Source organism: Isoptericola sp. AK164, from assembly GCF_029643425.1.
GTDB lineage: Bacteria > Actinomycetota > Actinomycetes > Actinomycetales > Cellulomonadaceae > Isoptericola > Isoptericola haloaureus.
Genome location: NZ_CP119106.1, coordinates 1,665,353 through 1,688,142, shown reverse-complemented (window position 1 = coordinate 1,688,142; position 22,790 = coordinate 1,665,353). Strand labels below are relative to the sequence as shown.

At 72.4% G+C, this 22,790-nt stretch carries 18 protein-coding genes and 1 tRNA gene; 5 read left to right on the top strand and 14 right to left on the bottom strand.

Annotated features, from left to right (window positions below):
• Positions 1–14: 14 nt before the first annotated feature.
• The 4 genes from uvrC to PO879_RS07690 all read right to left on the bottom strand — a co-directional run bounded on the left by uvrC (position 15) and on the right by PO879_RS07690 (position 5,996).
• Positions 15–2,036, bottom strand: coding sequence for an excinuclease ABC subunit UvrC (gene uvrC / locus PO879_RS07705; RefSeq protein ID WP_278237321.1), 2,022 nt, complete (start codon positions 2,034–2,036; stop codon positions 15–17).
• 34 nt (positions 2,037–2,070) lie between these two features.
• Positions 2,071–2,580, bottom strand: coding sequence for an OsmC family protein (locus tag PO879_RS07700; protein WP_278237320.1), 510 nt, complete (start codon positions 2,578–2,580; stop codon positions 2,071–2,073).
• Between the two features lie 17 nt (positions 2,581–2,597).
• Positions 2,598–5,546, bottom strand: coding sequence for an excinuclease ABC subunit UvrA (gene uvrA / locus PO879_RS07695; RefSeq protein ID WP_278237319.1), 2,949 nt, complete (start codon positions 5,544–5,546; stop codon positions 2,598–2,600).
• 93 nt (positions 5,547–5,639) lie between these two features.
• A complete protein-coding gene (locus PO879_RS07690; protein WP_278237318.1) occupies positions 5,640–5,996 on the bottom strand; it encodes a hypothetical protein in 357 nt (118 codons plus the stop codon).
• A 108-nt stretch (positions 5,997–6,104) separates the two neighbouring features.
• On the opposite strand from PO879_RS07690, the gene PO879_RS07685 reads away from it, so the two are divergent.
• Positions 6,105–6,398: a YciI family protein gene (locus tag PO879_RS07685; RefSeq protein ID WP_278237317.1), complete on the top strand. Its 294-nt coding sequence runs from the start codon at positions 6,105–6,107 to the stop codon at positions 6,396–6,398.
• Positions 6,399–6,421: 23 nt separating this feature from the next.
• Here PO879_RS07685 and PO879_RS07680 read toward each other — a convergent pair whose 3' ends face one another.
• The 5 genes from PO879_RS07680 to coaE all read right to left on the bottom strand — a co-directional run bounded on the left by PO879_RS07680 (position 6,422) and on the right by coaE (position 12,132).
• A complete protein-coding gene (locus PO879_RS07680) occupies positions 6,422–7,429 on the bottom strand; it encodes a TerC family protein (protein ID WP_278237316.1) in 1,008 nt (335 codons plus the stop codon).
• Positions 7,426–8,427, bottom strand: a complete 1,002-nt coding sequence (locus PO879_RS07675) for a TerC family protein (RefSeq protein ID WP_278237315.1) — start codon at positions 8,425–8,427, stop codon at positions 7,426–7,428. The genes PO879_RS07680 and PO879_RS07675 overlap by 4 nt, the downstream gene beginning before the upstream one ends.
• 220 nt (positions 8,428–8,647) lie before the next feature.
• On the bottom strand, positions 8,648–10,759 hold the full coding sequence (uvrB, locus tag PO879_RS07670; protein WP_278237314.1) for an excinuclease ABC subunit UvrB: 2,112 nt from the start codon (positions 10,757–10,759) through the stop codon (positions 8,648–8,650).
• A 59-nt stretch (positions 10,760–10,818) separates the two neighbouring features.
• On the bottom strand, positions 10,819–11,439 hold the full coding sequence (locus PO879_RS07665; RefSeq protein ID WP_278237313.1) for a pyroglutamyl-peptidase I: 621 nt from the start codon (positions 11,437–11,439) through the stop codon (positions 10,819–10,821).
• A 57-nt stretch (positions 11,440–11,496) separates the two neighbouring features.
• Positions 11,497–12,132 carry a dephospho-CoA kinase gene (coaE, locus tag PO879_RS07660; protein WP_278237312.1) on the bottom strand — a complete coding sequence of 212 codons (636 nt, stop codon included), beginning with the start codon at positions 12,130–12,132 and terminating at the stop codon, positions 11,497–11,499.
• A 35-nt stretch (positions 12,133–12,167) separates the two neighbouring features.
• Between coaE and PO879_RS07655 the strand changes: the two genes are divergently transcribed.
• Complete coding sequence (locus tag PO879_RS07655; RefSeq protein WP_278237311.1) at positions 12,168–14,087, top strand: ABC transporter ATP-binding protein; 1,920 nt, start codon at positions 12,168–12,170, stop codon at positions 14,085–14,087.
• 172 nt (positions 14,088–14,259) lie between these two features.
• On the opposite strand, the gene rpsA is transcribed toward PO879_RS07655, so the two are convergent.
• Both rpsA and PO879_RS07645 read right to left on the bottom strand, forming a co-directional pair.
• On the bottom strand, positions 14,260–15,750 hold the full coding sequence (rpsA, locus tag PO879_RS07650; RefSeq protein WP_278237310.1) for a 30S ribosomal protein S1: 1,491 nt from the start codon (positions 15,748–15,750) through the stop codon (positions 14,260–14,262).
• Between the two features lie 269 nt (positions 15,751–16,019).
• Complete coding sequence (locus tag PO879_RS07645; protein WP_278237485.1) at positions 16,020–17,045, bottom strand: ATP-dependent 6-phosphofructokinase; 1,026 nt, start codon at positions 17,043–17,045, stop codon at positions 16,020–16,022.
• 79 nt (positions 17,046–17,124) lie between these two features.
• Between PO879_RS07645 and PO879_RS07640 the strand changes: the two genes are divergently transcribed.
• The gene (locus tag PO879_RS07640; RefSeq protein ID WP_278237309.1) at positions 17,125–17,922 is read left to right on the top strand and encodes a class I SAM-dependent methyltransferase; all 798 of its coding nucleotides are present in this window, start codon (positions 17,125–17,127) and stop codon (positions 17,920–17,922) included.
• A gap of 40 nt (positions 17,923–17,962) precedes the next feature.
• Here PO879_RS07640 and polA read toward each other — a convergent pair whose 3' ends face one another.
• Positions 17,963–20,680 (bottom strand): DNA polymerase I, encoded by a 2,718-nt coding sequence (gene polA / locus PO879_RS07635; RefSeq protein WP_278237308.1) that lies wholly within the window; start codon positions 20,678–20,680, stop codon positions 17,963–17,965.
• Here polA and PO879_RS07630 point away from each other — a divergent pair.
• Positions 20,679–21,098, top strand: a complete 420-nt coding sequence (locus PO879_RS07630; protein ID WP_278237307.1) for a hotdog fold thioesterase — start codon at positions 20,679–20,681, stop codon at positions 21,096–21,098. The two genes, polA and PO879_RS07630, sit on opposite strands and share 2 nt — an antisense overlap.
• Before the next feature lies 1 nt (position 21,099).
• On the opposite strand, the gene PO879_RS07625 is transcribed toward PO879_RS07630, so the two are convergent.
• Positions 21,100–21,801, bottom strand: a complete 702-nt coding sequence (locus PO879_RS07625; RefSeq protein ID WP_278237306.1) for a GNAT family N-acetyltransferase — start codon at positions 21,799–21,801, stop codon at positions 21,100–21,102.
• A 102-nt stretch (positions 21,802–21,903) separates the two neighbouring features.
• A complete protein-coding gene (locus PO879_RS07620) occupies positions 21,904–22,533 on the bottom strand; it encodes a response regulator (RefSeq protein WP_278237484.1) in 630 nt (209 codons plus the stop codon).
• A 178-nt stretch (positions 22,534–22,711) separates the two neighbouring features.
• Between PO879_RS07620 and PO879_RS07615 the strand changes: the two genes are divergently transcribed.
• Positions 22,712–22,788, top strand: a tRNA-Leu gene (locus PO879_RS07615).
• Positions 22,789–22,790 lie beyond the last annotated feature (2 nt).

Here is a 22,790-nt window from a genome sequence, read left to right as displayed (position 1 = left end):
ACACAGCATGCCAGTCATGACGCGGCCCCGGCGCCCGGAGCCTCGGCCTCGGCCGGCGTGGCGGCGGAGGCGGTCGCGCCCGCCAGGGCGTCCACCACGGCCTGCGCGGTGGCCGGGCCCATGCCCTTGACCCGTGCGACCTCGTCCACGGTGGCGGCGCGCAGGCGCTTGACCGAGCCGAAGGCGTCCAGCAGCGCGCGCTGCCGGGCCGGCCCCAGGCCCGGCACCTCGTCGAGCACCGAGGACACCATGCCCTTGCTGCGCCGCTTGCGGTGCTGGGCGATCGCGAACCGGTGGGCCTCGTCGCGCACACGCTGCAGCAGGTAGAGCCCCTGGGAGGCCCGCTCGAGGATGACCGGGTAGTCGTCGTGGGGCACCCAGACCTCCTCCAGGCGCTTGGCCAGCCCGCACAGGGCGACGTCGGTCACGCCCAGCTCCTCCAGCGCGCGTGCCGCCGCGGCCACCTGCGGCGGGCCCCCGTCGACCACGACGAGGTTCGGCGGGTAGGCGAACCGCCGCCGCTCCTCCGGCTCGGTCTCGGCGCCCACGGGGCCCGAGCCGTCCACCTCGCCCGAGGCGTGCCGGTCGGAGAGGTAGCGCTTGAACCGGCGGGTGATGACCTCGTGCATCGCCGCGGTGTCGTCCGCCGCGCCGTCGCCGGCCGGGCCCCGGACGGAGAAGGTGCGGTACTCGCTCTTGCGCGGCAGGCCGTCCTCGAAGACGACCATGGAGGCCGACTGGTAGCTGCCCTGGGTGTGCGAGACGTCGTAGCACTCGATGCGCAGCGGCGCCTCGTCGAGCCCGAGGGCGTCCTGGAGCTCGGCGAGCGCCTGGCTGCGGGTGGTCAGGTCGCCGGCGCGGCGGGTCCGGTGCAGCGCCAGCGCCTGCTCGGCGTTCGTGCGGACCGTCTCGGCGAGCTCGCGCTTGTCCCCGCGCTGCGGGACCCGGACGTCCACCCTGGCGCCCCGCAGCCCGGACAGCCAGGTCGTCACCTCCGCCAGGTCCGGCGGCAGGACGGGCACGAGCACCTCGCGCGGCACGGCGTCCCGGGTGGCCGCCCGGGACTGCTCGGGCGCCAGCGTGGGGTCCTGGACCTCGTCGACCGCGCCGTAGACCTGCTGGAGCAGGTGCTCGACCAGCTCCGCGTCGGTGACGTCCTCGACCTTCTCCACGACCCAGCCGCGCTGGCCGCGGATCCGGCCCCCGCGGACGTGGAACACCTGGACCGCGGCCTCCAGCTCGTCGCCGACCAGCGCGAAGACGTCCGCGTCGGTGGCGTCCGAGAGGACGACGGCGTTCTTCTCGGTCACGCGACGCAGCGCCGCGAGGTCGTCGCGCAGCTGGGCGGCGCGCTCGTACTCCATCGCGGCCGCGGCGTCGGTCATCTCCTTCTCCAGCCGCCGGACGAACCGCCCGGTGTCACCGGCCATGAAGTCGCACAGGTCGCTCGCCAGGTCGCGGTGCTCCTCGGGGCTGACGCGGCCCACGCACGGCGCCGAGCACTTGTCGATGTACCCGAGCAGGCAGGGCCGGCCGGACTGCTGGGCCCGCCGGTACACGCCCGCGGAGCAGGTCCGCACGGGGAAGACGCGCAGCAGCAGGTCGAGGGTCTCCCGGATCGCCCAGGCGTGCCCGTACGGGCCGAAGTACCGCGTGCCGCGCCGCTTGGTCCCCCGCATCACCTGCGCCCGGGGGATCTCCTCCCCCATGGTCACGGCGAGGTAGGGGTAGGACTTGTCGTCGCGGTACTTGACGTTGAACCGCGGGTCGTACTCCTTGATCCACGAGTACTCGAGGGCGAGGGCCTCGACCTCGGTGCCGACGACGGTCCACTCGACCGAGGCCGCCGTCGTGACCATCCGCTGGGTGCGGTGGTGCAGGTTCGCGACGTCCTGGAAGTAGTTCGACAGCCGCTGGCGCAGGTTCTTCGCCTTGCCGACGTAGATCACGCGCCCGTGCGGGTCGCGGAACCGGTACACCCCGGGGGACGTCGGGATCTCGCCCGCGCGAGGGCGGTAGGTCGCTGGGTCGGCCATGCGCCCAGGGTAGGTCAGGCCACCGACGTGCCGGTCAGGCCGCCTCGTCGGCCACGTGCAGCGGCGCCGGCTCGACGAGCACGGGGAAGTTCACGCTGCGCGAGAGGAAGCACAGGGCGTGCGCCCGCTCGTGCAGCTCGGCCACGACCTCCTCGGTGGCCTGCTCCCCCGGCGCGACCAGGAGGCGCGGGTGCAGCGTGACGTCGCTGAACTGCCCCTCGCCCCGCGACTCGACGCGCATCGTGCCCGTCGCGGCGTCGCGGTAGGAGTGCACCACCAGGCCGCGCTCAGCGGCCAGGTGCAGGAACCACAGCATGTGGCACTGGGACAGGCTCGCCACGAACAGGTCCTCGGGGCTGTAGCGCTCCGGGTCCCCGCGGAACGACGGGTCGGCCGTGCCGGCCAGCACCGGACGGCCGGGCACGACGACGTCGTGGTCGCGGGTGTAGGCGGTGTACGACGTCGTCGCCCCGGCGGCGCTGCCGGGTTCGACGCCGGTGACGGGCCAGCGGACGGTCACGGAGTACTCGTGGTGGGCTCCCATGGCCACACCGTAGGACCTCAGGCGGCGTCGTGCTTGGTGGCCCGTGCCTTGGCCGTCTTGCGCCGCCGGGCGGGCGCGGCCGCCGCCGCGGGGGCCGCGACCTGCGGCTCGACCGGGACGTCGGCGTGCGGCGCCAGCGTCTCGGCGAGGAAGCGGCCGGTGTGGCTCTCGGGCACGGCCGCGACCTGCTCGGGGGTTCCCTGGGCCACGACGACCCCGCCGCCGGAACCGCCCTCGGGTCCCATGTCGATGATCCAGTCGGCGCTCTTGACCACGTCCAGGTTGTGCTCGATGACGAGCACGGTGTTGCCCTTGTCGACGAGGGACTGCAGCACCGACAGCAACCGGCGGATGTCCTCGAAGTGCAGGCCCGTGGTGGGTTCGTCGAGCACGTACACGGTGCGGCCCGTCGACCGCTTCTGCAGCTCGCTGGCGAGCTTGACGCGCTGCGCCTCGCCGCCGGACAGCGTGGGGGCCGGCTGTCCCAGACGCACGTAGCCGAGGCCGACCTCCACCAGCGTGGTCAGGTGCCGCGAGATCGCCGGGAACGCGGAGAAGAACTCGGCGGCCTCCTCGATCGGCATGTCGAGGACGTCGGCGACCGTCCGGCCCTTGAAGTGCACCTCGAGGGTCTCGCGGTTGTACCGCGCCCCGTGGCAGACCTCGCAGGGCACGTAGACGTCCGGCAGGAAGTTCATCTCGATCTTCAGCGTGCCGTCACCGGAGCAGGCCTCGCACCGTCCGCCCTTGACGTTGAAGGAGAACCGGCCGGGTCCGTACCCGCGGACCTTCGCCTCCTCGGTCTCGGCGAAGATCTTGCGGATCCGGTCCCACACGCCGGTGTAGGTGGCCGGGTTCGACCGCGGCGTCCGGCCGATCGGCCCCTGGTCGACGTGCACGACCTTGTCGAGGTGGTCGGTGCCGGTCACGCGCGTGTGCCGGCCGGCCACCTGGCGCGCGCCGTTGAGCTCGTTGGCGAGCACGGTGTGCAGGATCGAGTTGACCAGCGTGGACTTGCCCGAGCCCGACACCCCCGTGATGGCGGTGAACACACCGAGGGGGAACGACACGTCGATGTCGCGCAGGTTGTTCTCGCGGGCTCCGACGACGGTGAGCTCCCGCTGCGGGTCGACCCCGCGCCGGGTGGCCGGCAGCGCGATGCTGCGCCGCCCGGACAGGTAGGCGCCGGTCATCGACGCCTCGGTCTCGAGCAGGCCGGCGTAGTCGCCGGAGTGCACGACCTGCCCGCCGTGCTCGCCCGCACCCGGTCCGACGTCGACGATCCAGTCCGCGGACCGGATCGTGTCCTCGTCGTGCTCGACCACGATGAGGGTGTTGCCGAGGTCGCGCAGCCGGCTCAGGGTGTCGATGAGTCGACGGTTGTCCCGCTGGTGCAGACCGATGCTCGGCTCGTCCAGCACGTACAGCACACCGACCAGGCCGGACCCGATCTGGGTCGCCAGGCGGATACGCTGTGCCTCCCCGCCGGACAGCGTGCCCGCCGCCCGCTCGAGCGTGAGGTAGTGCAGGCCGACGTCCAGCAGGAAGCCGAGCCGCGCGTGGATCTCCTTGAGCACCTCGCCCGCGATCGCGCGCTCCCGCTCGCCCAGGTCCAGGGCGTCCAGGTACTCCTTGGCCTCGGCGATGGGCAGCCGGCACACGTCCCAGATCGACTTCGACCCGACCCGGACGGCCAGCACCTCGGGCTTGAGACGGGCACCCTGGCACACCGGGCACGGCACCTGGCGCATGAAGGCCTCGTAACGCTCCTTCGACCAGTCGGACTCGGTCTCGGAGTGCCGGCGCTCGATGAAGGTCACGGCCCCCTCGAAGCCGGTCGAGTACTGGCGCTCACGCCCCCACCGGTTGCGGTAGCGCACGTGCACCTTGTGGTTCCGGCCGTGCAGGACGGCGGTCCGCGCACGCTGCGGCAGCGCACGCCACGGCACGTCGAGGGAGAAGGTCATCTCGTCGGCGAGCGCCGTCAGGACCCGCTCGAAGTACTCCGACGACGTCTGCGCCCAGGGCACGATCGCGCCCTCGCGCAGCGTCTTCTCCGGGTCCGGCACGACGAGCTCGGGGTCGACCTCGAGGCGGAACCCGATGCCCGTGCACTCCGGGCAGGCGCCGTAGGGCGCGTTGAAGGAGAAGGTCCGGGGCTCGATCTCGTCCAGGCTGAGCGGGTGGTCGTTCGGGCAGGCGCGCTTCTCGGAGTACTTGCGGACCCGGTCGAGGTCGTCCACGTCGGCGTCCACGAGCTCGATCATCACGAGCCCGCCGGCCAGCCCGAGGGCGGTCTCGACCGAGTCGGTCAGCCGGCGCTGGACGCCGTCGCGGGCCACCAGCCGGTCGACGACGACCTCGATGTCGTGCTTGAGGTTCTTCTCCAGCGTCGGCGGCGTGCTGAGCTGGGCCACCTCGCCGTCGACCCGGGCGCGGGCGAAACCCTGGGTCTGCAGCTCGCCGAACAGCTCGGTGTACTCCCCCTTGCGCCCCCGGACCACGGGGGCGAGGACCTGGTAGCGGGTCCCCTCGGGCAGCTCGAGGATCTTGTCGACGATCTGCTGCGGCGTCTGGGCCTGGATCGGCTCGTCGCAGACGGGGCAGTGCTGCGTCCCCGCCCGGGCGAAGAGCAGCCGCAGGTAGTCGTACACCTCGGTGATCGTGCCGACCGTCGAGCGCGGGTTGCGGTTCGTCGACTTCTGGTCGATCGAGACCGCCGGGCTCAGTCCTTCGATGAAGTCGACGTCCGGCTTGTCCATCTGCCCCAGGAACTGCCGGGCGTAGGCCGAGAGCGACTCGACGTAGCGGCGCTGCCCCTCGGCGAAGATCGTGTCGAAGGCCAGCGAGGACTTCCCCGAGCCGCTCAGACCGGTGAACACGATGAGACGGTCGCGCGGCAGGTCGAGGTCGACGTTGCGCAGGTTGTGCTCGCGGGCACCGGAGACGACGAGGCGATTGCTCACCGCAGCATCCTACGGCCGACGGCTGACATTCGTACAGGTGTTCCATGTCACCGCAGGCCCCGGCGCCGTCGCGGACGCGGACGCGGACGCGGCTCAGTAGGCGCCGGAGGACGCGTTCACGACGAGCTGGACCACCACGACGGCGATGCCGAGGCCCCCCAGCACCGCACCGACCAGCCGGGGGTAGGCGCCCCGCGGGTCCCCGTCCGTCTCGGCGCGACGCCCCTGCCTCCAGGCCACCGACGCCGGCACCAGGACGAGCACGATCGTCAGCAGCGCACCCACGAGGTCGGCGGTCAGCGACCGCTCGTCGCCGACCGTCGACCCCGCGAGCACTCCCTCGAGCACGTACGACAGGACGAGGCCGAGCAGGAAGCCCACGAGGACGAGCGCGGCGGCGACCCACGCCCCGACGGTCCGGGAGCTGGTCGGCTGTCTGCTGTGGGTCACGGCACGGTCCCTTCGGCCTCGGCCGCCCCGACGGCAGCACCTGGACCGGATGCTAGGGCGTCGCGGACGACCGCGCCCGACGCCGCGCCGCCGTGCTTGGATGGCGTCATGGCCACCTTCGTCGTGACGTACACCTACTCCCCCGACGCCGAACGGCTCGACGCCGTCCGGCCCGAGCACCGCGCGTTCCTCGGCGCGCTGCACGAGGAGGGGTCGGTCGTCGTCTCCGGGCCCCTGCCGCCGACGGGGCAGGCTGCGGCGGGCGCCCTGATCGTGCTCGAGGCCGAGGACGAGACCGCGGCGCTGGCGCTGCTCGACGACGACCCGTTCCGCCGCGAGGAGCTCGTCGTCGAGGCGACCGTGCGCCGCTGGGTCCCCGTCATCGGGTCCCTCGCCGGCTGACCCCCGTCAGTCGCGGTCCACCGTCAGTCGCGGTCGGCGTCCTCGCGGTCGGCGACCGCCCGGCCGCGGCGGGTCCGCAGCAGGCTGGCCGCCGTCGCGATGCCCAGCGCACCGACGATGACGACCAGCGAGAGCCAGATGGGCACCTCCGGCGCCCACGGGACGGACTCCCCGCCGTTGACGAACGGCAGCGTGTTGGCGTGCAGCGCCTCCAGCACGAGCTTGACGCCGATGAAGCCGAGGATGACCGCGAGCGCGACCGGCAGGTAGACCAGCCGGTCCAGCAGCCCGCCGAGCAGGAAGTACAGCTGGCGCAGCCCCATCAGCGCGAACAGGTTCGTGGCGAACACGATGAAGGGGTCCTGGGTCAGGCCGAAGATGGCGGGGATGGAGTCGAAGGCGAACAGCAGGTCGGTGGTCCCGATGGCCACGAACACCACGAGCATCGGGGTCCAGACCCGCCGGCCGTCGACGACGGTGCGCACCCTGGCGCCGTCGTACCCGGGGCTCAGCGGCAGCACGCGGCGCAGCGCGCGGATCACGGCGTTCTCCCGGAACTCCTCGTCGTCGTCCCCGCCGACGGCGAGCTTGACGGCGGTGTACACCAGGAACGCGCCGAACAGGTAGAACAGCCACGTGAACTGCTCGAGCAGGGCTGCCCCGGCGAGGATGAACGCCCCGCGCAGGACCAGGGCGATGATGATGCCCACCATCAGCACCCGCTGCTGGTGCTCCCGCGGCACGGCGAACCGCGACATGATGAGCACGAACACGAAGAGGTTGTCGACGCTCAGGGAGTACTCGGTGACCCAACCGGCGTAGAACTCCCCCGCGGGCTGCGAGCCGCCGACGGCCCACACGACGAGCCCGTAGAGCGCGGCGAGGCCGACGTAGAACGCCACCCAGGTCGCGGACTCCCGCATCGAGGGCACGTGCGGCCGGCGGCCGACCACGACCAGGTCGGTGACGAGGACCGCGACTATCAGGGCGAGGGACGCGGCCTCGAACCAGACCGGGAGCTCGTGGGTCACGCGTCACCCGAGGACGACACGCCGACGCGTTCCTCCCGCCGGCTCTTCATCAGCGACGCCACGGTGGTGACCGCCAGGACCACCACGATGAACGACAGCGAGACGCTGGTGGGGATCTCGGGGACGACCTCGATGTGCTCCCCGCCGTTGACGAACGGCAGCTCGTTGGTGTGCAGCGCGTGGATCACGAGCTTGACGCCGATGAACCCGAGGATCGCCGCGAGCCCGTAGTTGAGGTACACGAGGCGGTCCAGCAGGCCGTCGACGAGGAAGTAGAGCTGGCGCAGACCGAGCAGCGAGAAGGCGTTGGCCGCGAAGACGAGGTAGGTCTCCTGGGTGAGCCCGAAGATGGCCGGGATCGAGTCGACGGCGAACAGCAGGTCGGCGCTGCCGATGGCGATCATGACGATGAGCATCGGCGTCACGTACCGCTTGCCGTCGACCTTCGTGAACATGTGGTGCTCGACGTAGTCGTCGGTCGTCGGCAGGATCCGGCGGGTCAGCCGCAGCACGGCGTTCTCGGTGTACTCCTCGTCGTGGTCGGTCCCGGCACGGGCCTGGGCGATCGCCGTCCAGATGAGGAACGCCCCGAAGAGGTAGAAGATCCAGGCGAAGTTCGCGATGAGCGCGGCGCCCGCCAGGATGAAGATCGTGCGCAGCACCAGGGCGATGGTGATGCCGATGAGCAGGACGCGCTGCTGGTGCTGGCGCGGGACGCGGAAGCTGGTCATGATCAGCACGAACACGAACAGGTTGTCCACGCTGAGCGACTTCTCGGTGATGTAGCCGGCGAAGTACTCGCCGCCGTAGGTGGGTCCCCACCCGGCGAGCACGACGAGGCCGAACACGAGCGCCACGGCGACGTAGGCGATCGACCACCAGGCCGACTCCTTCAGGGTCGGCGCGTGCGGCGTGCGCACGTGCCCGACGTAGTCGACGGCGAGCATCGCCAGGATGATCCCGACGGTGACGATCCAGACCCAGGGGGCGACATCCATGCGTGGTTCCTCCGGTACGCAGCACTGTGACCGAAGGTCTCTTCCGCCACGCACCGCCACGCGCACCCGCAGGTGGCGCGGGCTGGTGGTTGCGAGACCGGTGGCGCCGGGCCGACGTCCGCGCCGGCCGTGATGACGACGTCACCGCTCGGGAATACTCCCCTTCAACGAGGTGCCAGCATACGGCACGACGTCGGGACGACCACTCGGCCGTCCGCGGTCAGCCGGTGGCCTCGCGCATCTGCCGCAGCTCCTTCTTGAGCCCGCCGATCTCGTCCCGCAGGCGCGCCGCCACCTCGAACTGCAGCTCGGCCGCGGCCGTGTGCATCTGGTCGCTGAGCTCCTGGATGAGCTCCGCCAGCTCGGTCGCGGCGAGACCGGCGAGCCGGTTGCCGGACGTCGCGCCCTCCTTGGGCGCACCGGGCACCGGCGCACCCCCGCGGCCGCCGCGGTCCGGCGCCTTGCGGTAGCCGCCGGCGAGCAGCTCGGCGGTGTCGATGTCCTCCCGGGCGAGCATGTCGGTGACGTCGGCGATCTTCTTGCGCAGCGGCTGGGGGTCGATCCCGTGCTCGGCGTTGTAGGCGAGCTGCTTCTCCCGGCGCCGGTCGGTCTCGTCCAGCGCGAACTGCATCGCGGGGGTGACCTTGTCGGCGTACATGTGGACCTGACCGGTGACGTTGCGGGCCGCGCGACCGATCGTCTGGATCAGGGAGCGCTCGGAGCGCAGGAAGCCCTCCTTGTCCGCGTCGAGGATCGCGACCAACGACACCTCGGGCAGGTCGAGACCCTCGCGCAGCAGGTTGATGCCGACCAGCACGTCGTACTCCCCGAGCCGCAGCTCGCGCAGCAGCTCCACCCGGCGCAGCGTGTCCACCTCGGAGTGCAGGTAGCGCACCCGCACGTCCTTGCCGAGCAGGTAGTCGGTCAGGTCCTCGGCCATCTTCTTCGTCAGCGTCGTCACCAGGACGCGCTCGTTGCGGTCCACGCGGTCGCGGATCTCGCCGAGGAGGTCGTCGATCTGCCCGGTGGTCGGCTTGACGTGGACCTCCGGGTCGACCAGCCCCGTGGGACGGATGATCTGCTCGACCACGCCGTCGGACATGGACAGCTCGTAGTCGCCCGGGGTCGCGGAGAGGTACACGGTCTGACCGATCCGCTCGACGAACTCCTCCCAGCGCAGCGGCCGGTTGTCCGTCGCGCTGGGCAGCCGGAACCCGTGGTCGACCAGGGACCGCTTGCGCGACATGTCGCCCTCGAACATCGCGCCGATCTGCGGGACCGTCACGTGGGACTCGTCGATGACGAGCAGGAAGTCCTCGGGGAAGTAGTCGAGCAGGGTGTTGGGGGGCGAGCCCGCCTCGCGGCCGTCGATGTGCCGCGAGTAGTTCTCGATGCCGTTGCAGGTCCCGATGGAGCGCATCATCTCGATGTCGTACGTGGTGCGCATGCGCAGCCGCTGCGCCTCGAGCAGCTTGTTCTGCTTCTCCAGGTCGGCCAGCCGTGCCTCGAGCTCGGCCTCGATGCTCGACACCGCCCGCTCCATCCGCTCGGGGCCGGCGACGTAGTGGGTCGCGGGGAACAGGTAGATGCTCTGCTCGGTGCGCACGACCTCCCCCGTCAGGGGGTGCAGCGTCTGGATCGTCTCGATCTCGTCGCCGAACATCTCGATGCGTACCGCGAGCTCCTCGTACACCGGGATGATCTCGACCGTGTCGCCGCGGACCCGGAAGGTCCCGCGCGTGAACGACATGTCGTTGCGCGTGTACTGCATCTGGACGAACTGGCGCAGCAGGTCGTCGCGCTCGACGACGTCGCCGACGGAGAGGCGCACCATCCGGTCGACGTACTCCTGCGGGGTGCCCAGGCCGTAGATGCACGACACCGACGCCACCACGACCGTGTCGCGCCGCGTCAGCAGCGACGACGTCGCCGAGTGCCGCAGCCGCTCCACCTCGTCGTTGATCGAGGAGTCCTTCTCGATGTAGGTGTCCGTCTGCGCGATGTACGCCTCGGGCTGGTAGTAGTCGTAGTACGAGACGAAGTACTCGACGGCGTTGTGCGGCAGCAGCTCGCGGAACTCCGTGGCGAGCTGGGCGGCGAGGGTCTTGTTCGGCGCCATGATGAGCGTCGGGCGCTGCAGCTTCTCGATGAGCCAGGCCGTCGTGGCGCTCTTGCCGGTGCCGGTGGCGCCGAGCAGCACGGCGTCCTTCTCCCCCGCCTGGATGCGCTCGGCGAGCTCGGCGATGGCGGTGGGCTGGTCGCCGCTGGGCTGGTACTCCGAGACCACCTCGAACGGGGCCACGGTCCGCTGCAGGTCGGTCACGGGTCGCATGCCACCACGGTACGTCCCGCGACCGACATCGACGGGCCCCGCGGTCCCAGCGGGAGCGGTCAGTGCTCGGCGCCGGCGGCGATCCGCGGCTCGGACAGCTCGCCCCGCACCGCCGCCGTCGCCGTGAGCACCACCGCCCTCAGGCCGCGGGCCGAGGACGCCGCGTCGAGCTGCGCGGCGCGCGGGACGTGCACGAACCCGGAACGCACGGCGGGCCGGCCCGCCAGGGCGTGCTGCAGGGCGTAGAAGGTGGCGTTGCACACGTACGTGCCCGCCGTGTTGCTGACGGTCGCGGGCACGCCGTCGGACCGCACCGCGCTCCACGCGGCCTTGAGGGGCAAGGTCGAGAAGTAGGCGGCCGGGCCGTCGCCGACGACCGCCTCGTCGACCGGCTGCGCCCCGGCGTTGTCGGGGATGCGCGCGTCGGCGACGTTGACGGCGACGCGCTCGAGCCGCACCGACTCGGTCCCGCCCGCCAGGCCGGTGGCCACCACGACGTCCGGAGCGTGGCGTCGGACCAGCCGGAGCAGCTCGGCGGGCCCCGCGGCGAACGTCACCGGCAGCGGCGCGACGACGAGCTCGGCGCCGTCGCGCGCCGCACGCCAGTCGGCGGCCAGCGCCGTGGTGGCCTGCCACGACTCGTTGACCGTGTCACCGCCGAACGGTTCGAACCCCGTCACCAGCACCCGCACTAGCACACCTCCGATCCCGGGCACCCTACCGGCAGCCACCGGGACTCAGTGCTCGAGCTCCTCGGCGTCGAGCTCCTCGGCCACCTCCTGGCGGACCCGGGCCCACAGCTCGTCGACCTGGCGGCGCAGGTCGTCCGGCGTCCCCGTGCCGTCCAGCAGCACGTCCGCCAGCTCGCGGCGCTCGGCGTCGCTCGCCTGCGCCGCGACGCGGTCGCGGGCCTCGCCCTCGTCGAGCCCGCGCGTCGCCATCAGGCGGTCCACCCGCTGCTGCGCCGGGGCGTCGACCACGGCGAGCAGGTGGAAGTGGTCCGCCTGCCCCGTCTCGACCAGCAGGGGGATGTCGTGCACGACGACGGCCCGCGGGTCCGCCGCACCGGCGGCGGCCTCGCGCTCCGCGGCCAGCCGTCGGACCTCCGGGTGGACGATCTCCTCCAGGCGGCGGCGCGCGTCGTCGTCACCGAAGACCCGGCGTCCGAGCGCGGGCCGGTCGAGCGATCCGTCGTCGGACAGCACCCCCGGTCCGAAGGCGTCGACGACCTCGGTCAGACCGACGGACCCGGGCGCGACGGCGTCCCGGGCCAGCAGGTCGTGGTCGATGACGACCGCCCCGAGGTCCGCCAGCCGCTGCGCCGCGACGGACTTGCCGGCCGCGATCCCGCCCGTGAGCCCCATGCGAAACATGGGCACCATCCTGCCCGGCCCGTAGGCTTCCCGCCATGAGTGCGAGCGGACCCGGGCCCGGCCCGGCGCGACCGACCGGCGGACCCGGCGGCGGACCCATGCGGTCCTTCCTCCAGGACCGGTCGGTCACCGACCGGCGGCTGTCGCGGTCGACGCTGCGCCGCATCCTCGCGTTCGCGCGGCCCTACCGCCGCCACCTGGCCGGTCTGGTCGGCCTCCTGACCCTCAGCGCCGCCGCCGGCGCGGTCACACCGCTGCTGTTCCGCCGCATCATCGACGACGGGATCGCCGGCGGCGACCGCGAGCTCGTCGTCGGCCTCGCCGCGGCCGCGGTCGGGCTCGCCCTCGCCGGCGCCGGGCTCTCCCTCGCCGAGCGCTGGGTGGCCGCCCTGGTCGGCGAAGGTCTCATCGTCGACCTGCGCACCGCCGTCTTCGACCACGTCCAGCGCATGCCGCTGGCGTTCTTCGCCCGCGCCCGCACCGGCGCTCTCGTGCAGCGCCTCAACGGCGACGTCCTCGGGGCGCAGCAGGCGTTCACCGCGACCCTGCAGTCGGTCGTCTCGAACGGTCTGACGGTCGTGTTCACGCTCGCGGCCATGCTGGTGATGTCGTGGCAGCTCACGCTGCTCTCCCTGCTGCTGGTCCCCGCCTTCGTCCTGCCCGCCCGTTGGTTCGGACGCCGGCTGGCGGCGCTGACCCGGACCACCTACGACCTCAACGCCGACGTCGGACAGACGATGAACGAGCGGTTCAACGTCGCCGGTGCCCAGCTCGCCAAGGTCTTCGGCGCTCCGGACCGCGAGTCCGCGGCCTACGCCGACCAGGTCCGTCTGCTGCGCGACGTCGGGGTCCGCCGCGCGGTGTACGCCACGTGGTTCCGGGTGGGCCTGACGACGCTGGCCTCCGTCGCGATCGCCCTGACCTACGGTGTCGGCGGGCTGCAGGCCCTCACCGGGCAGATCACCGTCGGCACGCTCGTGGCGCTCACCGCCTACCTCGGGCGGCTGTACGCACCCCTGGCGGCCCTGTCGAACGTCCAGGTCGACGTCATGACCGCGCTGGTCAGCTTCGAGCGGGTCCTGGAGGTGCTCGACCTCCGGCCGGCGCTGACCGAGGCCCCGGACGCCGACGACCTGCGCGACGCGGTCCGCCGCGAGGGCGCCGGGATCGAGCTGGACCACGTGACGTTCCGCTACCCCCGGTCCGACGAGGTCTCGCTGGCCTCGCTGGAGTCCGTCGCCGCGGCCCGCAAGGACCCCGACCGGGACACCCTGCGCGACGTCTCCTTCGTCGTCCCCGCGGGCGCCATGGTCGCCCTCGTCGGGCCCTCCGGCGCCGGGAAGACGACGCTCTCCCACCTGGTCAGCCGGCTGTACGACCCGACGGCCGGGACCGTCCGGGTCGCCGGCACCGATCTGCGCCGGGCGTCCTTCGCCTCCCTGCGTGCCACGGTCGGCGTGGTCTCCCAGGACGCCCACCTGTTCCACGACACCGTGGCCGCCAACCTGCGGTACGCCCGGCCCGACGCCACGGACGACGATCTCGAGCAGGCGCTGCACGCCGCGCACCTGTGGCCCGTCGTGGCGCAGATGCCCGACGGCCTCGACACGGTCGTCGGCGACCGCGGCTACCGGCTGTCGGGCGGCGAGCGGCAACGGCTCGCGATCGCGCGCGTGCTGCTCAAGGGGCCCGACGTCATCGTGCTGGACGAGGCCACGGCGCACCTGGACTCGGAGTCGGAGGCCGCCGTCCAGGCGGCTCTCGACGTGGCGCTGCAGGGGCGCACGGCACTCGTGATCGCCCACCGCCTGTCGACGGTGCGCCACGCCGACCGGATCGTCGTGCTCGACGACGGACGCGTCGTCGAGCAGGGCACGCACCTCGACCTGCTCGCCGCCGGCGGGCACTACGCCGAGGTGTACCGGGCGCAGTTCGCGGACCACGAGCGGGCCTGACCGTCGCCTGGACAGCTGTGGGCATGAAATCTGCAGGGGGAAGGGTCTTCCCACTGCAGATTTCATGCCCACAACCTTCGTGCCCCGAACGCGACGACGGCCCGCCGCCCCGGACAGGGGCGACGGGCCGTCGATCAGGCCAGGCGGGTCCGAGGACCCACCGGGAGCCGGATCAGTTGCCGGTCAGCTTCTCGCGCAGAGCAGCCAGGGCCTCGTCGGACGCCAGCGTGCCGCCGGTGTCCTCCTGCGGGGCCGGGGCCGCCGAGGAGTAGGACGAGGACGCGGACGCGCCGCCGGTGCTGCTGGAGACGACGTCGCCGGCCGCGGCCTCGGCGTCGGCCGAGAGCGCCGCACGGACCTGCTCGCGGTGCGACTCCCAGCGCGAGTGCGCCTTGGCGTACTCGGCCTCCCAGGCCTCGCGCTGGGTCTCGAAGCCCTCGAGCCACTCGTTGGTCTCCGGGTCGAAGCCCTCCGGGTACTTGTACTCGCCGTTCTCGTCGTACTCGGCGGCCATGCCGTAGAGCGCCGGGTCGAAGTCCTCGGACTCCGGGTCCATGCCCTCGTTGGCCTGCTTGAGCGACAGCGAGATGCGGCGACGCTCGAGGTCGATGTCGATGACCTTGACGAAGACCTCGGCACCCACCTGGACGACCTGCTCGGGCAGCTCGACGTGGCGGACCGCCAGCTCGGAGATGTGCACCAGGCCCTCGATGCCGTCCTCGACGCGGACGAACGCACCGAACGGCACCAGCTTGGTGACCTTGCCCGGCACGACCTGGCCGATGGCGTGGGTGCGGGCGAAGGTCTGCCACGGGTCCTCCTGCGTCGCCTTCAGCGACAGGGAGACACGCTCGCGGTCGAAGTCGACGTCGAGCACCTCGACCGTGACCTCCTGGCCGACCTCGACGACCTCGGACGGGTGGTCGATGTGCTTCCAGGACAGCTCGGAGACGTGCACGAGGCCGTCGACCCCACCGAGGTCGACGAACGCACCGAAGTTGACGATCGAGGAGACGACACCCGGGCGCACCTGGCCCTTCTGCAGCGTCTGCAGGAAGGTGGAGCGAACCTCGGACTGCGTCTGCTCGAGCCAGGCGCGGCGGGACAGGACCACGTTGTTGCGGTTCTTGTCCAGCTCGATGATCTTGGCCTCGATCTCGCGGCCGACGTACGGCGCGAGGTCGCGGACGCGACGCATCTCGACGAGGGAGGCCGGCAGGAAGCCACGCAGGCCGATGTCGAGGATGAGACCACCCTTGACGACCTCGATGACGGTACCGGTGACGACGCCGTCGTCCTCCTTGATCTGCTCGATCGTGCCCCAGGCGCGCTCGTACTGGGCGCGCTTCTTGGACAGGATCAGACGGCCTTCCTTGTCCTCCTTCTGGAGGACGAGGGCCTCGACGGCGTCGCCGACGGCGACGACCTCGCCCGGGTCCACGTCGTGCTTGATGGACAGCTCACGAGACGGGATCACGCCCTCCGTCTTGTAGCCGATGTCGAGGAGGACCTCGTCGCGGTCGACCTTGACGATCGTGCCTTCGACGATGTCACCATCGTTGAAGTACTTGATGGTGGAGTCGACGGCGGCAAGGAAGTCCTCTTCGGTGCCGATGTCGTTGACGGCGACCTGCGGGGCGGACTTCGTGGTGGAGATGGTCATTGAGTGGTAGCTCCGATGCGGACAGGGCGTAGTACGGACATGGTCGTGGTGCAGACCCTCCCGGCGACGGCGACCCGATCACGACGTCCGGCGACGCACGTCCGACGGCGAGGCCGGATCATCGGGGATGACGCACGCGCACAGGCGCACTGCACCGCCCACAATCCTATCGGGGTGACCTGAGAGGGTCAACGCCGCTGCCCCGACCTTCACCCGAGAGCCTGGTCACCCGGTCACCCGGTCACCCGGTGCCCCGGAGCCGGTCCCGCTCACGCGAGCGCGCGGGCGACCTCCAGCATCTCGGCCGGCACCTGCTTGACCTTGCCCGCGATGTCCGTCAGCGGGACCAGGACCACGTCGTCGCCGCGCAGGGCCGTCATGACACCCGACTCCCCCGCCGAGACCGCGTCGATCGCCGCGACCCCGAGCCGGGACCCGAGGATCCGGTCGGCCGGCGTCGGCGTCCCGCCGCGCTGGACGTGGCCCAGGATCGTCACACGGGTGTCGAACCCGGTGCGGGAGGCGATCTCGGCGCCGAGGCGCTCGCTGATCGCGCCCGCCACGATCTCCCCGAACGGGCCGAGCTGCGTCTCGTACTGCATCGACGAGCCCTCCAGCGGCACCGCGCCCTCGGCGACCACGATGATGGAGAAGCTCGCGTGGGCCCGGTGGCGGTGCTGCAGGAAGCGGACGACCCGGTCGATGTCGAACGGCTCCTCCGGGGCGAGCACCAGCTCGGCGCCTCCGGCGATGCCGGCCGTCGTCGCGATCCACCCGGCGTGCCGGCCCATGACCTCGACGATCATCACCCGGTTGTGGCTCTCCGCCGTCGTGTGGATCCGGTCGACGGCCTCGGTGGCGATGTTGACGGCCGTGTCGAAACCGATGGAGCGGTCCGTGCCCCAGACGTCGTTGTCGATCGTCTTGGGCACGGCGACGATGCGGACGCCGGACTCGGCGACCTTGCTCGCCGCGTGGAGCGTGCCGTCGCCGCCGATGCAGATCAGCGCCTCGATCCGCTCCTCCTCGAGGGTGGCGCGCACGGCGTCCAGCCCCCCGTCGTCGGCGTGCGGGTGGTAGCGGGCGGTGCCGAGCAGCGTGCCGCCCGTCGGGAGCACGTTGCGGATGTGGGACCGGGTCAGGGGCATCACGTCGCCGTCGGCCAGCCCGCGCCACCCGTGGCGGAAACCGACGATGGTGTGCCCGTGCTCGCCTTCTCCCCGCTTGACCACGGCCCTGATCGCCGCGTTGAGCCCGGGGACGTCCCCGCCTCCGGTCAGCAGTCCTACGCGCACGGTGTTCTCCTCCGGTTCGCTGGGGACGGGCACCCCGAGGCTATCGGCTCCGTGTGTCGTCCAGGTGACAGGTGACAGGATGTGGGACGTGAGCGATCCATGGTTCGGATACCGCACCACCGACGACGACGGCACCGCCGCGCGGCGGTGGTGGGACGCGCACGCCGAGGAGTACCTCGACGACCACGGCGACTTCCTCGGCGACGCCGGCTTCCGCTGGGGGCCGGAGGGGCTGACCGAGGCCGAGGCCGGGCTCCTGGGGCCCCCGCAGGGCGCCCGGGTGCTGGAGGTCGGCGCGGGGGCCGCCCACTGCTCGCGCTGGCTCGCCGCCCGCGGCGCGGACGTCGTGGCGACCGACGTGGCCCCCGCGATGCTGGACGCCGCGGCGGAGATCTCCCGGCGGTCGGGCACGCCGGTGCCGCTGGTGGAGGCCGACGCCCGTGACCTGCCGTTCGCCGACGGCTCGTTCGACGTCGTCTTCACCTCGTTCGGCGCGATCCCCTTCGTCCCGGACGCCCACCGCGTGCACGCCGAGGCCGCGCGGGTGCTGCACGACGGCGGTCGCTGGGTCTTCTCCGTCACGCACCCGGTGCGCTGGGCCTTCCCCGACGACCCGACGCTCGCCGGGCTGACCGCCCACCGGTCCTACTTCGACCGCCGCCCCTCCGTCGAGGCCGAGGGCGGTCACGTGGTCTACGCCGAGTACCACCGCACCCTGGGCGACCACGTCCGCGACGTCGCGGCGGCCGGGCTGCGGCTGCGCGACGTCGTCGAGCCCGAGTGGCCGGCCTGGAACGCCCAGACGTGGGGCGGCTGGGGTCCCGAGCGCGGGCACTACCTGCCCGGCACCGCCGTCTTCGTCGCCACGAAGGACTGACGACCGGGCCGGTACCCGCGCCCGCGCCGGGCCGAGCCGCTCAGTGGGCTGCGTCGTGCCAGGTCTGACCGGCGCCCACCGAGACGTCCAGGGGCACGTCGAGCTCGACCGCGCCGCCCATCTGCCGGCGCAGCACGTCCTCCACGACCTCCCGCTCCCCCGCGGCGACCTCGACCACGAGCTCGTCGTGGACCTGCAGCAGCAGCCGCGAGCGCAGCTCCTTCTCGTCGAGCTCGCGCTGCACGCCCAGCATCGCCAGCTTGATGATGTCGGCGGCGCTGCCCTGGATCGGGGCGTTCAGCGCCATCCGCTCGGCCATCTGACGGCGCTGACGGTTGTCGCTGGTCAGGTCCGGCAGGTAGCGCCGGCGCCCGAGGAGGGTCGCCGTGTACCCGGTCGCGCGCGCCTCCTCGACGACCCCGGTCAGGTAGTCGCGCACGCCCCCGAACCGCGTGAAGTAGTCGTCCATGAGGGCCTGCGCCTCACCGGTGGGGATGGTGAGCTGCTGGGACAGCCCGAAGGCGCTGAGCCCGTAGGCGAGCCCGTAGCTCATCGCCTTGACCTTGGCGCGCATCTCGGGGGTCACCGCCGCCGGCTCGACGTCGAACACGCGCGACCCGACGTAGCGGTGCAGGTCCTCGCCGGAGCGGAACGCCTCGATGAGCCCGGCGTCGCCCGACAGGTGCGCCATGATCCGCATCTCGATCTGGCTGTAGTCCGCCGTGACGAGCTCGGCGTACCCCTCCCCGACCGTGAACGCGCGCCGGATGCGCCGACCGGCCTCGGTGCGGATCGGGATGTTCTGCAGGTTCGGGTCGGTCGAGCTGAGGCGTCCGGTGGCCGCGATCGTCTGCTGGAACGTGGTGCGGATCCGGCCGTCCGGGTGCACCGCCTTGAGGAGCCCCTCGACGGTCGTGCGCAGCTTGGCCGCGTCCCGGTGTGCCAGCAGGTGGGCCAGGAAGGGGTGCTCGGTCTTGACGAACAGGTCCTGCAGCGAGGCGGCGTCCGTCGTGTACCCGGTCTTGATCTTCTTCGTCTTCGGCATGCCGAGCTGGTCGAAGAGGACCTCCTGCAGCTGCTTCGGGCTGCCCAGGTTCACCTCGCGGCCGATGACGTCGTAGGCCTCGGCGGCCGAGGTCCCCACACGCTGGGCGAAGTGCTGCTCCAGCTCGGTGAGGAACGTCGTGTCGGCCGCGATGCCGGTGGCCTCCATGCGGGCCAGCACCCCGGACAGCGGGAGCTCGACGTCGTCGAGCAGCCCGCGCGCGCCCCGGTCCACGAGTCGCTCGCCGAGCGCCGCGGCCAGGTCCACCACGGCCACGGCACGGCCCGCCGCGTCGGCGCCGGGGGGCCCCGCCTCCAGCGCGAGGTCCAGCGCGCCCTGGGCGCCGCCGTCCTCGACGGTCAGCTCGCGTCCCAGGTGCCGGACCACGAGGTCGCCGAGGTCGTAGCCACGCTGGTCGGGGTAGCACAGGTACGCCGCGAGCTCGGTGTCCACCTGGACACCGACGAGGTCCGCCCCCCGCGCGGACAGCATGTGCCAGGCCGCCTTGGCCCCGTGCACGGCCTTCGGCGCCCGGGGGTCGGACAGCCAGTCGCGCAGGGCCCGCTCGTCGGCGTCGTCGACGTCGGCGAGGTCGACGACGACGGCGTCGGCCCGACCCCCGTCGCTCGCGGTGGCCAGGGCCACCTGCCACGCGTCGCCGGCACCCGGGCACCGCACCCCGGTGACGTCGACGCCCACGAGAGCGCCCGCCCGGGCGGTCAACCAGTCCGCGAGGGGGCCGTCGTGCCGGTCGACCTCGAGGGACGCCGTCGGCGCGACCGTGGCGTCGCCGCCGGCGGGGTCGACCGCCAGGAGGCGGTCGCGCAGCGCGCCGAACTCGAGGGTGTCGGCCACCCGGTGGACCGCCTCGCGGTCGAAGCCGGCCACCGCGAGGTCGTCGATCCCCAGCGGGAGGTCCACGTCGGTCAGCAGCGCGTTGAGCTCGCGGTTCAGCCGGACCTGCTCGACGTGCTCGCGCAGGGCCTCGCCCCGCTTGCCGCCGACCTCGTCGCGGCGCTCCAGCAGGGAGTCGAGGTCGCCGAACTGGGTGATCCACTTGGCCGCGACCCCGGGACCGACGCCGGGGATGCCCGGCAGGTTGTCGCTCGTCTCGCCGACGAGCGCCGCCAGGTCGGGGTAGCGCGCGGGCGGCACCTTGTACTTGGCCTCGACCGCCTCCGGCGTCATCCGCGTGAGCTCCGAGACGCCCTTCTTCGGGTACAGCACGGTGACGTCGTCGGTCACGAGCTGCAGGGCGTCGCGGTCGCCCGAGCAGACGAGCACCTCCAGGCCCGCCTCGGTCCCCCGCCGCGCCAGCGTCGCCAGGATGTCGTCCGCCTCGATGCCCGCGCGCTGCAGCACCGGCACGCGCAGGGACTCCAGCACCTCGTGGATCAGCGGCACCTGGCCGCGGAACACTTCGGGCGTGGCCTCGCGCTGCGCCTTGTACTCCGCGAACCGCTCCGTGCGGAAGGTCACGCGACCGGCGTCGAAGGCCACGGCCACGTGCGTCGGCTCCTCGTCGCGCAGCAGGTTGGTGAGCATCGAGGTGAAGCCGTACACGGCGTTGGTGACCTGCCCGCTGGTGGTGGCCAGGTTGTCCGGCAGGGCGTAGAAGGCCCGGTAGGCCATCGAGTGCCCGTCGACGAGCAGGAGGCGGGGGCGGCCGGCGGTTCGCGCTGAGGTCGTCACGGGTGCCAATCTATCTGCCATGTCTGACAGAGATTCCTTCCCCCAGGACGTGGACGCCTGGCGGGAGGCTGCCGCGGGGACCCTCCTGGAGCGCACCGGCATCGACCTGGTGGAGGTGAGTGCCGACGGGGCCCGGGCGAGCATGCCCGTGGCGGGCAACACCCAGCCCGCCGGCCTGCTGCACGGCGGCGCGACGGCGACGCTGGCCGAGACGCTCGGCTCGGTGGCCGCGCAGGTGCACGCCGGACCGGGACGGGCGGCGGTCGGCACCGAGCTCAGCGTCACCCACCATCGCGGCGTGCGCTCGGGGTCGGTGCACGGCGTGGCGACGGCGGTGCACCGGGGCAGGTCGACGGCCTGCTACGAGATCGAGGTCGTGGACGACGACGGACGTCGCGTCGCCAGCGCCCGGCTGACGTGCCTCGTGCTGGACACCTGAGTCAGGACACGTGCGAGGTCGGCTCCGCCGGGGAGCCGTCGGGCGTCTCGTGCTCGGCGGTGCGCTGCTCCTGGAACGCCCGCAGGTCGACCGGGCCCGTCGGCAGGCCCGCCTCCCGCGCCCGGCGGCGGCGCGCCACGAGGTCCTCGATCGCCGCGCGCGTCTGGTCCCGCCGACGGCGACCGCCGTCGCGCCGCCGGACCACGGTCGGGCCGCCGCCCGGCTCCTGGGCGAGCCAGCGCTCGAGCACGGAGACCGGGACCACCCGGTGGCCGGCCGCGGGCGCGAAGCCGACGCGCGCGAGGAAGCGCTGCATCTCGCGGGCGCCCGGCGCCGGGGCGCAGTAGACGGACTCCGCGCCGTGGACGACCGCCGTCCGCAGCGCGGCCGCGAGCAGGGCACGGCCGACGCCCTGGCGCCGTGCCTGGGGTGCGACGAGGATCGCGTCGACGTACAGGCTCGGCGTGGTCGAGTACAGCTGCGGCGCGAGCGGGCGCGCGAGGAGGAAGCCGACGACGCCGTGCTCCGAACGGGCGACGAGCACCTCGCCCCCGGCCGCGACGAAGACGCTCAGGTGCTCGCGGACGCGCGCCGGCTCGGCCGTCGCGCCGTTCGCCCCCTCGGGCCCGAGCGCGGCGGACATGTCCGCCACGGCCCACAGGTCGTCCTCGTCGGCGGTGCGGACCTCGACCGCTGCACGCATCGACGCTCCCTCCCGACAGCGGATCCCTCGTCCGAGAGATCACGGAAAGATAACAACTCCCCGGCGACGATAGTCGTCACCGGGGAGTTGCACAAACGTGGGTCAGGACGCGCCGACCTGGTCGATCACGGCGTCCGCGACCTCGCGCATGGTCAGACGACGGTCCATCGACGTCTTCTGGATCCAGCGGAACGACTCCGGCTCGCTGAGACCCATCTTCGTCATGAGCAGGCCCTTCGCCCGGTCGACGCGCTTGCGGGTCTCGAAGCGGTCCTGGAGGTCGGCGACCTCGGACTCCAGGGCGCCGATCTGCTGGTAGCGGGAGATGGCGATCTCCACCGCGGGCAGCAGGTCCGCCGGTGTGAACGGCTTCACGACGTAGGCCATCGCGCCGGCGTCGCGCGCCCGCTCGACGAGCTCGGTCTGGGAGAAGGCCGTGAGCAGCACGACCGGGGCGGCGTGGGCCTTGCCGATCCGCTCCGCCGCGGAGATGCCGTCCAGCTCGGGCATCTTGACGTCCATCACGACGACGTCCGGCTTGAGCTCGGTCGCGAGGTTCACGGCGGTCTCGCCGTCGCCGGCCTCACCGACGACGTCGAAGCCCGCCTCGCGGAGCGTCTCGACGACGTCCATGCGAATCAGGGCCTCGTCCTCGGCCACCACCGCCCGGCGGGCAGGCTTGCCCGCCGCAGGCGCCGGCTCCGGCGACTCGGCGGACTCCTGGTCGATCATCGGGGGCAGGTCGAGCGGCAGCTTCTCGTCGGTCACAGGAGACATCGTAATCCCCCGGACCGCAGGTCGTGCACCCCGGGCGCTCCGGGCGTGGTGTGACCGTGCGCACGCCTCGGCGGCGGCGAGACCGGATTGGGCGCCCGCACGACCGTGTGGTTCGATGGTGCGCAGCCTCAGCGCCCCGGTAGCCCAACCGGCAGAGGCGTTCGGCTCAAACCCGATCCAGTGTGGGTTCGAATCCCACCCGGGGCACCAGA